Below are 17,589 nucleotides of genomic sequence, written 5' to 3'. Positions count from 1 at the left end.
CAATAATATTGATTTTAGATGAAATTATCTAAAAGATATTATTGAAAAACCCCTAATGCTTAATCACATATATAATTTAAATGCTTTAGCAAGGTTAATGCAATAAAATTGATAGGGACACGCACATGTAAAAACTAAAAAAATATTATCGCCACAAAATTTTCAAAATAAAAAAAAGTTTAAAGGAGAAATAAAATCTCCTTTATGGTTTGACAAACATTATAGATGCAGTTGATCCTGCATATTTGCTGTTTCCACCGTAAGAAGCCGCAATGGATTGTATGCCAGAATCCAAATCTGCAATTGAAAATATGGCTTGGCCGTCCCTATTGGTTTTTACAGTAGTTTTTACACTTTTTACACTAAATACAACATTAGCACCGGTGATAACTTTACCAGCTTCAACATTGATTAATGTGGCAACAACTTCACCATTTTCTGCATCATAATCAAGGGAGATGCTAGTTGGCATTTTATCTTCTATTACCTTTATTGATGCTGTTGATTTGTAGTATTTGCTGTTTCCACCATATGAAACGGCTGCATTGAAAGTGCTTGAATTACCCTCAACTGCAAATCTTGCTTCACCTTGTTTATCGGTTTTTACAGTAGTTTTTACACCATTTAAATTAAATACAACATTACCTCCGCTAATAGCACTGCCAGTTTCGGAGTTAACTAAAACAGCGACTAATTCCTTAGCTGCACCGTCATAGAATAATGAAATACTGGTTGTTATTTTAGGTATAATTATGTCAACAGCAGTGCTGGCAGGGTCATACTTGCTGTTTCCATTATAAGAAACAGTTGCGGTATAAGCACCTGGAGCTAAATCGGAAATCTCTAATTTAGCTTGACCACTAGCATTAGTTTTAACAGTGTACTTTTGGCCATCAATTGTAACTCTTACAGTAGCACTTTTAATAGGCTGACCGGTAACCTCATTAATCAAGGTAGCAACTAAATCTCCAGTAACAGCATCATAAGCTGCAGAAATATTAGTGGCCATTTTATTTACAGTTATATCAACAGTTGTGCTAACAGGATTATACTTACTATTACCAAGATAATAAACAGTACCAGTGTAATTACCTGGAGCTAAATTAGCAGTGGAAAACTCAGCTTGACCATCCTCATTAGTTTTAGCAGAGTATTTTTGGTCATTAATTGTTAATCTTACAGTAGCACCTTTAATAGGCTGACCAGTTACATTATTGGTTAAACTGGCAACCAATTTCATAGTGTTTTCATCATAACTAGTGGATAAATCAGTGTTAATAGCAGATTTGATAGTTAAGACAGAAAGAACATTTTTGATTGAACCATAAGCGCTAGTTCCAGCATAAATAACATTCAAATCATTAATTTGATTTGCTTTAACCACATCAGTTACATCCCATTCATTGTATTGGAAATAATTACCGGACACATGAACATCAGCATCACCTAAAAACTCATCATTCAGCATATAGGTACCATCACCACTAGAAAGAACAAAATTATCCAAAGTAGCGGCATTTATACCAGTTACATCAGCTGTATCAAAAGTAACTGTAACGTTGGATTTACTCCACAATTGATCATCATTAATCCAATAACTAATCACATCACTATCGCCGTCATCATAAGCCAAAATCAATGAAATTAATTTAATCCTACCGTCAAAAGATTTATTTTCAATTTCAGAAGTATCAACATTAATTCTCAAATTAGTTCCATTTAAATTTCTTAACTTATTAGTTACATCATAATGTATCATATAATCTGAATAACATTTGGTAACATGGTTATTTACAGTGTAAACGGTTCCATCAGAACTGCCTTCCTCAATCCATAAATACTCAGAATACTGATACTCAGTATCATCTGCAGTAATGGATATATCGGCATTAGCGCCATAATTATTCTTTGCACTACCAGCATAAACATTCACATAAACATCAGCACTCTTAATAGATTTCGCATCAGAAGGAATATCATAACTAAGCTCACCAGTAGTATTCCAAGGATTTACAGCAACAACATCTACACCACCAGAAACAACGTTATCCACACTATTATCAATAGTCAAAACAGAAAGAACATTTTTGATTGAACCATAAGCACTAGTTCCAGCATAAATAACATTCAAATCAGTATTCTGATTTGCATCGATTACATCAGTTACGTCCCATTCATTGTATTGGAAATAATTACCGGACTCATGAACATCAGCATCGCCTAAATACTCATCATTCATCATGTATGTGCCGTCACCACTTGAAAGGACAACATTACTCAAGGTTGCACCATTAATATGAGTTACATCTTCAGTGCCAAAAGTAACTGTAACATTGGTTTTGCTCCACAATTGGTCATCATTAATCCAATAACTAATCACATCATCATCACCGTCATCATAAGCCAAAATCAATGAAATTAATTTAATTCTACCATCAAAAGATTTATTTTCAATTTCAGAAGTATCAACATTAATTCTCAAATTAGTTCCATTTAAATTTCTTAACTTATTAGTGATATCGTAATGAATCATATAATCTGAATAACATTTAGTAATATAATCATTTACAACATAAACGGTTCCATCAGAACTGCCTTCCTCAATCCATAAATACTCAGAATATTGATACTCAGTATCATCTGCAGTAATAGTGATATCCGCATTAGCACCATAAGTATTCTTAGCACTACCCGCATAAACATTCACATAAACATCAGCACTCTTAATAGATCTCGCATCAGAAGGAATGTCATAACTAAGCTCACCAGTAGTATTCCAAGGATTTACAGCAACAACATCAACACCACCAGAAACAGTGTTATCTTCAAGAATATTGTAAATAGTCAAAACAGATAAAACATTTTTAATTGAACCATAAGCACTAGTTCCAGCATAAATAACATTCAAATCAGTTTTTTGAGTCGGTTCAATAAGATTAGTTACATCCCATTCATTGTATTGGAAATAATTACCTGACACATGAACATCAGCATCACCTAAAAACTCATCATTCATCATGTATGTGCCGTCACCACTTGAAAGAACAAAATTAACCAAATTAGCTTCTGTCAACCAAAGTATATCCTCAGTGTCAAAGGTAACTGTGACATTAGATTTACTCCATAATTGATCATCATTAATCCAATAACCAATAAAATCATCATCACCATCATCATAAGTTAGAACCAATGCAATCAATTTAATTCTACCATCAAAAGATTTATTTTCAATTTCAGAAGTATCAACATTTATTCTTAAATTAGTTCCATTTAAATTTCTTAACTTATTAGTTACATCATAATGAATCATATAATCTGAATAACATTTAGTAATGTGATTATTTACAGTGTAAACGGTTCCATCAGAACTGCCCTCCTCAATCCACAAATATTCAGAATATTGGTAATCGGCATCATCAGTAGCAATGGTGATATCCGCATTAGCACCATAAGTATTCTTAGCACTACCCGCATAAACATTCACATAAACATCAGCACTCTTAATAGATTTCGCATCAGAAGGAATGTCATAACTAAGCTCACCAGTAGTATTCCAAGGATTTACAGCAACAACATCAACACCACCAGAAACAGTATTATCAAAAACGCTATTATCTATAGTTAAAACAGAAAGAACATTTTTAATTGAACCATAAGCACTAGTTCCAGCATAAATAACATTCAAATCAGTATTCTGATTTGCATCAATTATCTTAGTCACATCCCATTCATTGTATTGATAATAGTTGCCTGACTCATGAACATCAGCATCGCCTAAATACTCATCATTCACCATATATGTGCCGTCACCACTTGAAAGAACAACATTACTCAAAGTTGCACCATTAATATGGGTTACATCTTCAGTGCCAAAAGTAACTGTAACATTGGTTTTGCTCCACAATTGGTCATCATTAATCCAATAGCCAATTGAATCATCATCACCATCATCATAAGCCAAAATTAATGCAATCAATTTAATTCTACCATCAAATTGCATACCTTCCATTTCAAAAGTATCTACATTAATTTTTAAGTTATTTCCGTTTAAACCATCCAACATACTTGTTAAATCATAATGGATCATATAATCTGAATAACACTTGGTAGTGTGGTCATTTACTATATAAACGGTTCCATCACTGCTGCCCTCTTCAGTCCATAATGACTCAAAGTATGTGGTTTCAGAATTACCTGCTGTAATAGTGATGTTAGCATTAGCACCATAATTATTCTTAGCGCTACCACCATAAACATTCACATAAACATCCGCACTCTTAATTGATGTTGCATCAGATGGAATGTCATAACTAAGTTCACCGGTAGTATTCCAAGGATTAACAGTGACAAAATCTACGCCCCCTGAAACATAATCCGAATCGCCAAAAATGACAGTATCATTACTGGATGCAATTGCATCATCTACATCTTGAGCAGATATTGCACCAATTGAGAGAACAATCATGAAAAGTAAAATAGATATAAATAAAATTTTTTTATTTCCCATAATAATCCCATTTAGTAATACTTTTTAGTACAAAATTAAAACTTAAGTAATAAAAAAAATAAAAAATTTATTAAGTTAACTAGTACACTATTATATTAATGTAAAAATAATATAAATTTTTCTAAAAAAAATTTAAAAAAATGAAGATAATTTAAAGCTAATATATTTTTGAAAAAAGACATTTACTATTGATATTAGCTCCTCACTAATCTTCAACCATTATCAACTTGCCCGTTGAGGGGTCTTTATATACTTTGCCCATTTCCATATAACCCTGACCTGAACTATCAGAAGAATCTGGAGTCTCATTTAAAACTTGCCCTTCAGCTACTTCAGTTACATTTGGAGAAGATTCATCGAAGGTCTGTTGCTCATTACTTTGAAATACAACACTTTGCATATTCCAACTTATAACAACAAAAATCAACAAACCGACTGCTATTACAAGCATTGCATCAACAAGATTTGCAGTTCCTGCCATCGGGTCTTCTTCACCTTCCGAAAACCTTTTGCGACCTTTTTCACGAACCATAACAAAAACCTCTTATTGACTTAACTTATCAAGTAATGCATCTGCTAATGCATCTAGGTTAGACAAATACTCTTCATACCATCTACGTCTTACTTTAGATACAAAATAAGCTACTGCACCAGCACCAATACCAACAACAGTTGTATCAAATGCAACAATGATAGCACTAGCTAAAGTATTAACATCCCCTGCACCTAAAGCTGCAAGTCCCGGACCCATAGGTATCAATGTACCCATCAAACCTAAAGTTGGCCCAATACGTGTAACTACATCGGTTTTTTCAATTGTCTTTGCAAATTTATTCTCTTCAAATTCTATTAATTTTTTAGCTAATGCATGTCTAGAATCAACTGTTAAAGAACTTGAACGTAATATCTTAATTAATACTACCTTTTGGGAGTTGTAAATATTTGCTCTTTCAATAATGTTTTTTATTTCCTCTAGGGAATTCGCCTTAGAAATCGAATAAATCAATTGTTCAATCATATCAGGAGTGATTTTCTTTCTTGAAGTGTATTCTGAAATAAGTCCCCCAATAGCTAAAACAGCAAATACTGCAAAAATTACTAAAAATATAATTACAGGAATTTGCAAGCTTTGAGAAATCATATTTAAAGTAGAAGTTAATATGTCAGTTCCCGGAATTGCTGATACCATTAAATCACCTAATTAAAATTACTATTTCTCCTTGAGATTACCCCACCGATTGCAATAATTACAAGCATTACAATTAATGAACCAATAAGCTGATATGGGGAAGATATTGTTATTCCATCCATTGGATTTTGAATCATAGCAGTGATATTTGGTAAAAACAATGCTGACAATAGGAAATAAATTCCCAAAAAGAACATGAAATTACCTAAAACAATAGGATATGGTTTATTTATAAATTTAACAAGATAATTGGATGCAAAATATGTTAAAACAATAGTTAAAACTAATGCACCTGCTACAACTAAACTTAAATCCATAAGTCCCAACCCCACAGTTGGTGCTACAAGCATTATACTCACAATAATCGATCCAAAACAACATGGACATGGCGCTACAACCGCCATACAAGTAGCTGCAGTAGTATTTTTCTCAAACACTTTATATTCTCTTATTGTGAATATTCCTGCTAAAATCATGATTAAAGCCATGATTAAGAAAAATTCAAAATTATAAGTATAAATTAAGTCTGTAATCTGTTCTGTGAAATATGAAGAGATTTCCGTTAATATTAATACTCCTCCCCCATAACCAATCGAAACCAAAGCTAAATATTTCCTAGACATATTAGCAAGGCCTGTTGCAAGACCTAATTTTATTCCAAAAATTAAAACAGCAGATAAAATTCCCAACTGCCATAAAATATTAATTGCATCCATTTAAACACCTATAGTTTTTCTTTAAAAAGCTTATCTAAATCTTGATTTTTATCAATATCATTATTATCTCTAAAGTACCCTACTGCCACAACCATAATCAAGCATAAAATAGCTAAAACAGCTATAATTGATAAACCAACTTCACTTGCAGATTGGGAAGTGATTGGATTGATTTCAATTGATTTTTTAACATCCGCACCTTGAGATGATGAACTGCCCGCCTGTGCCACTTCATTTCCTTCACCAACATTTGAAAATGCGTCTCCTTGATTGTCACCATTTTGAACAACATCATCGCTTGTTGAAGTTGAATTTGATTTTATTGTTGAAGAGGATGTAGATCCCTCAACAGGATTTTGAGTTGAAGCCTCATTTTGGTTATCGCTAGATTGGGATTCTGGGACAACTGTTGATTGAGTATTATTTAAAAATACTGGGTTTTTTGTTGCATCATATAATTTAGGAAGCAATTGGGCTAAAATATCTGGATTTACATATTGCACAGCCCATTGCATCATTGCAAGATTACCGCAACTACAATCACAACATGCAACACCATTTTGAATAGTTGCCTGTGCCCAAGTATTTGCAATATCCCTGACTGTGGCATCACTTGCCTTCCAATATCCATCATGAATTGTTGTAAGCATTGTACCGCTCATAGATATAAGTGAATATGCATTATTTCCAGTCATTAACCAATCTTTAACTCCCAAACCATATTTATCATTGTAATAAGTATTATAAACCCTATTCCATAAATCATCTGTAACAGCAGAAGGCCTTGTAATTTGCCAGCCATGTAAATTACTTACAAATTTATTTGACATGTAACGAGCACCACTGTAACCTTCGTTCATCATTCCACTAATCCAATCTGGGTTATCATATCTTGCAGCAATCTCTTTATACATTACTTCTTCCAAAGAGGATATATATGCAGTATTTTTATTAGCATACATCAATACATTGAATTTCGGAGCGTTTCCTGAAATTTCCTCTACAGTCATTGACAAACCACCCCAATAATCAAAGAAGTCATCGTTGTCAAGTACTCCATACTGATTAGTGTTACGACTAGCTACGATTGTGTCGGAGTTTGATAGCGCTCTTAAGAAAACTAATGGATTTGTATCTCCCCAATAGTTTTTAGAATACATATTTCCCATTCTTCCAAGGTAGAAATCCGCAAGTTCACTTGTTTCATTCCAAGTCCATGACATGGATACCAATTTGGATATTCCAGCACCATAATCTCCATTTGGCGGTGCGAAAATTCTTGTTATTGCACATTCTCCAGCATAAGTTGCATTATATCCTACGCTTAAATAGTATAAAGTATCTTCAATCCAATGCTGCGCAACATAGTTTGAGTTTAATGGCTCATTTGAAACACCATAATAGTTTATGCTCCCCATAACTCCTTGAAGGGCTTCTTTTAATTCATCGCCATGTTCAGACTTCATCAATGTATTATTTCTAATTAATGTTAAGTATGACCTTGCCAAGGTTACCCTAAACGCATTGTCTAGGAGTACAGCTTGTGAAGAGTATAAATCCCTAAATAAACCACTAGTAATTACGGTTACATCTATTCTTTTATTTGACCATCCGTCCGGACGGGTTAAATCATTCAATTTAATTACTTCCGGCATTGCTCCAACTTTCTTACCAGTAGGATTTCCTTCATCATCATATCCGGCACTTGATGAATCTGTCCAAACCGGTTTCATTCCTAAAAGATAGAGAACTGTTGAAACTAATGCACCATCATCCCTTGCAGTCTCGACACACCAAATTCCCATTATAATTTTCTCTGTAGTATCATTCAAATCGGAAAGTGTCAATAAAGCCAGGTTTTTCGCATATTCCCATGCCTCTTTTGTTGGAAGCTCTGATGATTGATCCTGAAACATATTGGTTCCTGTTGGAAGAACAGATGGTTTGACAACAACTTCCCCACCTTCACCAATTGGAATATATCTACCATTCAAACCGTCCAACATTGCATTTAATTCATTTGAAACACTGAAATTTATTAAGTCAATGTAATTTTTAGCCAAATTAAGACAAGCCAGGAATGTTGGATTATTAAATTTATCATTTTGCGCAATTAAAACATTATTTACCGTATCCACATCCCAATAAATCAACGCTTTTGTAATATCATAAGATTTATTTAAAATGAATTCCCTCTCAAATGCGGATAAATCATTATAAGACTTTGAAAAGTAATAATCTGAAAGTTCCGTGAATAAATTTATAACTCCCCCGTTATTCTCCAAGACATAATCATACGATAACATTGCAGAAACCGTACTTGCCAAATCGTTTTCATTCCAGAATTCACCTAATGCATGAAGTCCTAAAGGATACAATGTAGATTGCATTTCAATCAAGAAATTATTAACTCTGTCTATAAGCAAATTGCTTGATAAGTTATTGACTTCATCTTTTGTAAGACCCATATTCATGGAATAGTCATTTTCCATAATCAAATCACGTAACTGATTAACAGTTTCATCATTAGGATTGTTTTTATAATCCTCGATTAAACTAGCTGCAACACTTAAATTAGCATATAACGGAGTGTATGACATTGGAGAAGTCAAATGCGAAATCATTACAGCAAAACCTCTTCTTTTTGCTTGAATAGCTTCTCCTAAACCATCAACAATATAGAAATACACTTGAGGAACATCTCCAACAACAACAGACCCATAATCAGTTGCAGACAATAAAATTTCTTTTCCCGGCAACCATTCGTGAGTAGCATGCCTTCCTACGAACATCATTGCATTAGGATAGTAAGTTTGCATATAATAATAAGCTGCTAAGTACTGATGAGTAGGTGCAACAGCTGTACAGTGATAGAGGTTTTCAATGTCAGATTCCCAACCTCTTTGAGGTTCCGGAGCTATAAATATATTTCCAAAAGTCAAACCAGGAATGACAAAATAATATGAACCATTACGATTTACAACCATTACATCGCCAGGACTATCTCCCCAACCATTAAGGCCGGAAATATTCAATTTCTTAAATTCATCAAAATATTGCAAAAATAAATTATAGTAATCAAAGTTCTTAGTTTGTGTAAAATTTTTTAATGCGGATACTATATTGGTTAAGACTCCTTTTGATTCCTCTGATTTTTCCTCAGGAAGCAATGCAGCTATCTGATTATACCAATCATCAATCGTATCACCAATTGTTACAGTATAATCAAGTTCAACCGCTCTTTTTGAAAGCTCCCCAATATATGCAACCGGCCCTTCACGAACTTGTATTTTAACAATTTCATCTAATGAATTAAACCAGGAGGTATATTCATCAACTGATAAAAGAGTAACACCTGATTGGTTAGCTAATTTTTCAAGCTCTCCTGGAGCCCAAGTAGCCACATTAATACCGCATTTTAGCATTAAATCTTCAAGTTCACTTACATTTAAAGGTAAATCGCCCACATAATAACCGGAATCCCTTAAAGTATAAAGAATGTTATAGATACTTTTAATGGTATCCAGGTAACTGGATCCAATATTTTGTTTGCCTGGAGGATAGTTATAATAAATTATTGAGATTAATTTATCTTCATTGAAGGTATATTTTAAGTCCACCCAAGAATCAATTCTATCCATTAATAAGTCAATATTCCTCTCATAAGGGATGTATGTTACAATTCTGGCTCCGGTTAAATTAGAAATATAGCTGGATTGGCCCCCGACATATGTTGCATCAATGATTCCTTGAGTTTCAGCTATTGTAATGTGCCACCATTTATCACTTTTTTCTGTTGTAAGGCCTGTTGAGCCCAACTCCCACATTTCATTTGAAACATAATCTGAGTGAACTGCCCTGAAAACTGGAACTCCAAGTTCTTCAAAAAAATCAACAGCCTTTGAGAAGTTTTCACCACCCACACCATAAGCAACCATGGAAATAATTCCGTCAATATAAACATCATAATTAGAAGAATTTAATAAAAATCCAGATATATCCTCACCGGCACTAGTCCAAGATTCAACCATAACCCTTAACTGTTCAGCAGATCCTCCTGCTGCATAAACCGGAATGACATTATATCCTTTTGATTCCAATGAACTGATTATGGAATTGACTGGGTGCAACTGTTGAGAAAGAATATACATGGTACTTTCCAAAATTCCAATAGTGCGTGTTCTGGATGAATCAAAATAAGTAGCGACATACTCATCTAAGGAATACCACCTATCACGATAAATACCATAGTTTTTAGTGCCTGTAAAATTCGGAAGATTATAGGAGAAATCATAACCCAAATAATTTAAAGTGAATAGAATTTGGTTTTTAAGGTTGTCCTTATCATTGATATCCTTGTAAAGGACTAACTGATTAAATATGTTGTTGAACTTAGCCCCATCATTGCTGATGTAATTGCTGATGTCCGTATAAGAGTTTCCCCTCTTTGTATTTTTAAAATAGTCTATTATCTCATTATTGGTGTAAGATAAAAATATTTTGTTATAATTTAAAGTATTGTTTCTAATCAGATTAAGAGAACTGGAACCTGAATTTAGATTTCCTGATGGAAGTTCCAATATTAAAAACAATTCCTTGTTGGATAGTTCAGGATATTTTCCTAAAAGATTTGTTAAAACGGAATCCACATCCGTACTTATCCATTCACCAATAAATGCATCGGAAGATGAAAATAAAGAATATAATTCTTCCTCATCCATATCTTTAACTTGTTCTCCACTTCTTAAAACAATATTGAAACCTGATAAGTTTTCAACATTATATATTTCATCACTTGCAGAGTCCAAAATATTAGTTCCGGGACTGTCTGAAATTATAAATAAGGTTTTATTACTGTCCAAATTAGCCATAGTCAAATTTTCGTGGATATTTTCGGTATTATTTGAATCATTAGTCGATGAAGCGAAACTGATTGGAACCAATAATAAAAAGAATAATAAAACGAAAATTAAAAACAACTTTTTATAATTTCTCACAAACATCCCCCTATATTTTTTAATATATATTATTTATTGAAAGGTTAATAATAAACTTTTATATTAAAAGTATTACTAATTCGTGAAAAATTCAATGAAAAGTATTACTGATTATTTGGAAATGTTAAGAAAGGATTATTAAATTAAAAAAAAAAGTTTAAAGGAGAAATAAAATCTCCTTTATGGTTTGACAAACATTATAGATGCAGTTGATCCTGCATATTTGCTGTTTCCGCCATAGGAGCTGCTGATTGACCATGTGCCAAGATCCAAATCTGCAACTGAAATTTTAGCCTGGCCAAACTTATCGGTTTTTATAGCTGTTTTTACGCCGTTTACTGTGAACACTACATTTGCGCCTTTAATGGCCTGGCCTGTTTGGTTGTTGGTTACTGTAGCCACCACTTCCTGGGTTTGCCTGTCATATGCATTGGAAATGACAGTCGGCATCTTGCCCTCAACGATTTTTATTGATGCAGTTGATTTGAGGTATTTGCTGTTTCCCCCATAGGATATAGCTGCATTGAAATTGTTTGAATCTGCATCACCGATTGAAAGTTTTGCCTGGCCTTGTTTGGTTTTTACTGTTGTTTTTACACCGTTTATGGTGAATACTACATTAGCTCCTGTAATGCCGTTTCCTGTTTCAGCATTAATCAAATTGACAACCAATTCCCCGGCTGCATTGTCATAGTATAGTGAAATGCTAGTTTCAATCTTATTTACAACAATATTAACGGTTGTGCTAGCAGGGCCATATTTAGAATTTCCATTATATGAAACGGATGCAGTGTAAGTGCCCGGAGTTAAAGTGGAAATATCAAGCTTTGCCTGACCATCCGAATTGGTTTTAACTGTGTATTTTTCGTCATTAATGGCAAATCTTAAATTGGCACCTCCGATGCCGATGCCTGCAGCATCATTAATCAAACAGGCGACAAGTTCACCATCTCCAGTATAAACAATGGAAACATCTGATGCATTAATATAAGTGTCTGCCTTATTGATTTTTAATGTAGCATTAACCGAATCAACATCCCATTCCTGATTTTCAACACTAAAATCAGCAATATAATCTCCAACATCCAGATTTACAATCCATCCGTCACCACTTAAGCAATAATAAGTACCAACTAAAGCGTTATTTTTGTAAACCCTAATTGTAACAGTAGCGTTTGATATTGGAATCTCATCAACAGTCAGATTAACAGTCAATTTCTCGCCTGATTTATATGATGATGCGAAATCAGAAACGCTCAAAACAGGTTTGGACATATTAGTTCTGTAAGTATTGTCCCCATCTATACCTGCAGTGTTTTCATTGAAAATGCAAGCTTTAGCAGAACCTCCATAAATAGCACCGCCATAATTTTCCGCATAATTGCCTATGAAAGTACATTTGCAGGCATTGCCCTCATGCAAGGCACCGCCATATACTGCAGAGTTACCTGTGAAAATACAATTGCTAGCATTAGCGCCACCATAAATAGCGCCACCACCATATTCTGCATAATTACCTGTAAAAGTACAATTCACAACAGACCCCTCATAGGACAATATAGCACCACCAATTTCGGCAGAGTTATTAACGAAAGTACAATTCACAAAAGAGCCAGTATATGATAAAATAGCACCTCCTTCCTCGTGTGCATAGTTATCAATAAAAATACAGTTGACAGCAGTCCCCTCATAGATAGCACCCCCATCACGTGCCGAATTACCTGTGAAAGTACAGTTGACAGCATCACCTAAGTATATTGCGCCACCATCACGTGCTGAGTTATCCACAAAAGTACAATTTATGCTGGTAGAATATCCATAGATTGCACCGCCATCATAGGTTCTTTTGCCGTTTGCAAAAATAATATCCTGCAATATCACATCACTATTTAATATTCTAAAAATACCAGCATTGCTGTTCCCATCAATTGTGTAACCGTTACCATGAATAGTTACTGCCCGATTAATAGTAATTCCCTCTTTAAAATTGGAATCGGTACTTGAATCAAATGTATAATTATATTCCAGATAAATATCCTTATTAGTGTTTCCATTAATGGCTTTATTTAAATCAGTGAAGGTTTTTGGAGCTACTTTTAAAACATTACCATTAGCCTCACTGATTATGTCATCATTTTGATTTTCAAGACGAACTGAATCATCTGTAACATCATCTACTGCACTAACGCCTGAAATCGTTAACAAAAATGCAAGAATCAGTGTTAGAATCAAAATCCTTTTTTTGTTTAGCAAAACATTTTCCTCCATTGAAAAAAATTCTATTAACTACTATATATCTATGGAAAGTTTACATATAAATTATTTCATTTAATTACAGTTCGATAAAAAACAATGTTTAGATTAGAAATTTCAATTGAAATTAATTGAAAAAATAAAAAAAGTTAAAGGAGAGAGTGGAATTCTCCTTTATATTTTAACGAAGCTTATTCTTGCAACTGATCCGGCATATTTGCTGTTTCCGCCGTATGAGCTGCTTATATAGTATTCATCTGGAATCAAATCTGCAACTGACAGTTTAACCTGGCCGAGTTTATCAGTTTTTAAAGCTGTTTTCACGCCATTGAAGTTGAACACTACAGTTGCTCCTTTGATGGCCTGACCGGTTTCCCTGTTGATTAAAGTAGCCACTACTTCCTGTGTTTCTTTACAATAGAAATTGGAAATAACGGTTGGTATTTTATCAGCTACAATCTTTATTGATGCATATGATTTGAAGTATTTGTTGTTTCCACCATATGAAAGGCTAGCATTATTAGCGCTAGGCTCACCAATATATAACCTTGCCTGACCTAACTTATCGGATTTTGCAGAAGTTTTCACACCATTATAATTGAATACAATTGTAGCACCTTTGATGGCCTGGCCGGTTTCACTGTTGATTAATGTAGCAACCAATTCCTGAGTTGACTCATCATAATATATAGAAATACTAGTCATGATTTTAGTTATGGTGAAATCAACAGTAATATTGGATGGATCATATTTGCTGTTACCGAGATAATAGACTGTGGCCTCATAGGTGCCTAATGCCAAGTCTGCAACTGAAACTTTTGCCTGACCGTTAGCATCACTCTTAACAGTGGATTTCACGCCATTAACCTCAAACCTTACATTAGCATTCTTGATAGCCTGACCGGTAGCGCCATTGGTCAAAGTAGCAACAAGTTCCCTAGCACCGTTATTGAAATCAAGTGAAAGTATAGAATCTGCCTTAACGACAATGTCAACACTTGCACTGGAAGGACTATACTTGCTGTTGCCCTCATAAGAAACAGTGACTGTGTAAGCTCCTGCATCCAAACTTGCTGTTGAAAATTTAGCCTTGCCGCTTGCATCACTCTTAACAGTGTATCTCACATCATTAATGATAAACCTTACATTAGCGCTCTTAATTGCCTGACCGGTAGCACCATTAGTTAAAGTAGCAACAACATCACTACCATCATAAACAGCAGAAATATCAGTAGGCACCTTATTAACAATATCAAAAATTCTTATAAAGTAATCCTTATCTTCCAAAGAAATATCATCATTTTCTATGAAATACTCAACAAATATGAAATGATTACCCTGTTCGAGTTCACCTATATACAAAGCATGCCATTCTTCATCTAATAAATTTTCAAATTCATCATCACAAAGGGAAATAACCGGTGTATCATTATATAACATATCATCAGGATGATATGCATCAACATAAACGTTTAAAGTATATCCCCAAAGGTGACCGCATTTAGGCCATGGCGCCTTGAAGTTAAGATAATATTCACCATTAACTTCATCGATGTAGGCATCTATATTTCCGGAATTGTCCAATATTTCAAATGTATCTTCAGCAACAGCCACACCACCAACTTCAAGCCTTGCCTGATATTGGCCTGGCAATAAGCATCCGTAAATATCTGCATAACCTTCCTCATATTCAAAGGACACTCCTTCAAAATAAATTCTTCCTGTAGCTGCTTTTTTACCGTTAAGATATAAAATTATTTCACTATCGGAAATTGGAGTGCCAAGATATGTGTCCATAAATCCTTCCAACATGTAGATAGCATCTTTAAATTCAAATGTATTTCCAGTTACATTAACATAAATCTCATTATTGGCAGTTCTTGTAATGTCCATTGCATTGACAGTCATTTCCACATCATAATAGCCAGATTCAGTTATATTTAAGTCATTTAACTTAATATAATAGCCATCTCCTCTGAAAAATGGAGTGTAACCGATATCAGATAAAGTTTCATCGAATACCTGTGTTCCGTTTACCTTAATTATCACATTTCCCACACTGTTTTCAGGAAGAGCAATTGCGAATACAGGGTCTGTGATTTGCTCAGTATCTGTGAAAGTGCGAATTGCAAATGGAACAACATTAAATGTGCTGGTATATATTGCCTCGTCTGTTCTAGGCAAATTAGTGAATTTAACTGATACCTCATATTCTCCAAGTTCTGAAATTCCTAAATCCTCCAAATACAAGAAATAGTTCTCCTCATCTTCCTTATACTGGTCCATTTCAGATATTTTAAATGCTTTGTCTGCAAAGAAAGCACCATCTTTTCTAATGGAAATTGTAAATAAATCATCAGCCGGCGGGAAGAATGAAAAAGTGATTGCCGGTTCTGATTCTGTGAAAGGAGAAAGTTCCCCGCAGCTGATATATGGACTATTGGTAAAAATGACTTCACCATGGGCATAATACTCTGTTTCATCACCTTCATCCATTATGATAACAGTGACTTCACAGTTAACATTACCTCCAATGTCCCACATTCTATCATCGATTCCTAAATCTGTTGTATTCCAGTAGTAAACATCCATCTCCTCATCGATAGAAACATCATCTTTGTTCCATTCAGTTCTAATGATGTCACCCCAGAAATCAACTTCAATAGCAAAAACAGCGACATTGTCAACAATATAAGAATCCTGATGTACAGGAATTCCCAAAGCTATGCCGTGGTCGGCAACATTAGCTCCCCAAAATTCAACATCAAAGTCATTTTCGCCTAATGGCAACAATTCTATGTATCCTTCATCAGCGTGATTATAGAAACAACGTTCTTCGCTTACTGATCCCTCTTCTTCAATGTCGTCATTTACCCAAAATCTAAACTCAATAAATGTTTCATCATCAATTCCTTCAAAATAGTTTAAATCTTCTAATCTAACTTCCCATGGCATACTGTAAGAAGTTACAGTCTCAGGAATATTTATTTCATAAATATCCTCCCCCCTCATCACATGCACATACAAAGTACCAGGATAACAAATAGTTCCCCCATCATCGCAAGGAATATCAAGAAGGGCAACTATAGGATTTGGGTCATCAGGATCATTTAATTCTATATGCTCATTAACATCCAAAGACGGGAATTCATCCAATGTTTCAAACATAATATTACCATTTTCCCTCTTTGACAATCTGAAGTCACTCTGTATGTAATACCCATAAGCATCCTCAAAAGTGAAACGGAAAATTTGACCGTCATCAATTTCATCGAAGTTTAAAAGATTTGCTGGGAGATAATACCCAATACCGTCTCCATCGCCTCTGTTATCTTTAATGTTTTCATAATTATCATAATCTATAACAACTGAATTGACTTCCTCCCAGCCATCATCATCGATTAGTTTACTTACAGTTACGTTACCTTTGGAATTCTCATCCTGAAGAATCAAGGCCACACCTAATTCACCATCTTTAGGATTAACTGGGCCAGGGGCCAATCTAAAATCGGCATTGGTTTCAGTAACATTCACATCACCAATATAAGTTGTACTGTTGGAAACAGGATTAGAATCCATCGCATCTTGTGATAGCATATCCATATCACTAGATGCACTTACAGTACCAACCGTTAAGATTGCTAGCAATATAAGACTTACTTTCATAATCTTTTTAAATTTCATAATTTACCCCTCAATAAACAAAATTGATTGATTATACGTTCAAATAAGATATTTTGTATAAAAAATCTTATTTGCTTTAATTTTTATTGAAAGATATATTTATATATGCTCATTTTATCGAATGTAAATATTATTTTATAAAATAATTAAAAGAAAATATATCATTTTTAAAAAAATTACTGAACAATATTCAAATGATATGCTGATATCACATTGATAAAAAAAAGATGAAAAAATATTGTT

General features: G+C 34.0%; 7 protein-coding genes. All 7 read right to left on the bottom strand.

Going from position 1 to position 17,589, the window contains the following annotated elements; genetic code table 11:
* Positions 1 to 202: 202 nt before the first annotated feature.
* The 7 genes from IJI93_RS02105 to IJI93_RS02075 all read right to left on the bottom strand — a co-directional run bounded on the left by IJI93_RS02105 (position 203) and on the right by IJI93_RS02075 (position 17,346).
* The gene (locus IJI93_RS02105) at positions 203 to 4,507 is read right to left on the bottom strand and encodes a DUF3344 domain-containing protein (RefSeq protein ID WP_292819188.1); all 4,305 of its coding nucleotides are present in this window, start codon (positions 4,505 to 4,507) and stop codon (positions 203 to 205) included.
* A gap of 205 nt (positions 4,508 to 4,712) precedes the next feature.
* Positions 4,713 to 5,039, bottom strand: coding sequence for a DUF2149 domain-containing protein (locus IJI93_RS02100; RefSeq protein WP_292819185.1), 327 nt, complete (start codon positions 5,037 to 5,039; stop codon positions 4,713 to 4,715).
* 12 nt (positions 5,040 to 5,051) lie between these two features.
* A complete protein-coding gene (locus tag IJI93_RS02095; RefSeq protein ID WP_292819181.1) occupies positions 5,052 to 5,696 on the bottom strand; it encodes a MotA/TolQ/ExbB proton channel family protein in 645 nt (214 codons plus the stop codon).
* Positions 5,697 to 5,704: 8 nt separating this feature from the next.
* On the bottom strand, positions 5,705 to 6,412 hold the full coding sequence (locus tag IJI93_RS02090; protein ID WP_292819179.1) for a DUF2162 domain-containing protein: 708 nt from the start codon (positions 6,410 to 6,412) through the stop codon (positions 5,705 to 5,707).
* An 8-nt stretch (positions 6,413 to 6,420) separates the two neighbouring features.
* The gene (locus IJI93_RS02085) at positions 6,421 to 11,409 is read right to left on the bottom strand and encodes a cobaltochelatase subunit CobN (RefSeq protein ID WP_292819176.1); all 4,989 of its coding nucleotides are present in this window, start codon (positions 11,407 to 11,409) and stop codon (positions 6,421 to 6,423) included.
* Positions 11,410 to 11,589: 180 nt separating this feature from the next.
* Positions 11,590 to 13,677 (bottom strand): pectate lyase-like adhesive domain-containing protein, encoded by a 2,088-nt coding sequence (locus IJI93_RS02080; RefSeq protein ID WP_292819173.1) that lies wholly within the window; start codon positions 13,675 to 13,677, stop codon positions 11,590 to 11,592.
* A 159-nt stretch (positions 13,678 to 13,836) separates the two neighbouring features.
* On the bottom strand, positions 13,837 to 17,346 hold the full coding sequence (locus IJI93_RS02075) for an Ig-like domain-containing protein (protein WP_292819171.1): 3,510 nt from the start codon (positions 17,344 to 17,346) through the stop codon (positions 13,837 to 13,839).
* Positions 17,347 to 17,589 lie beyond the last annotated feature (243 nt).

This window comes from Methanobrevibacter sp., from assembly GCF_017431965.1.
Classification (GTDB): Archaea; Methanobacteriota; Methanobacteria; order Methanobacteriales; family Methanobacteriaceae; genus Methanocatella.
Note: the sequence above shows the minus strand (reverse complement) of the source record. Positions and strands in the feature narration are given on the sequence as shown.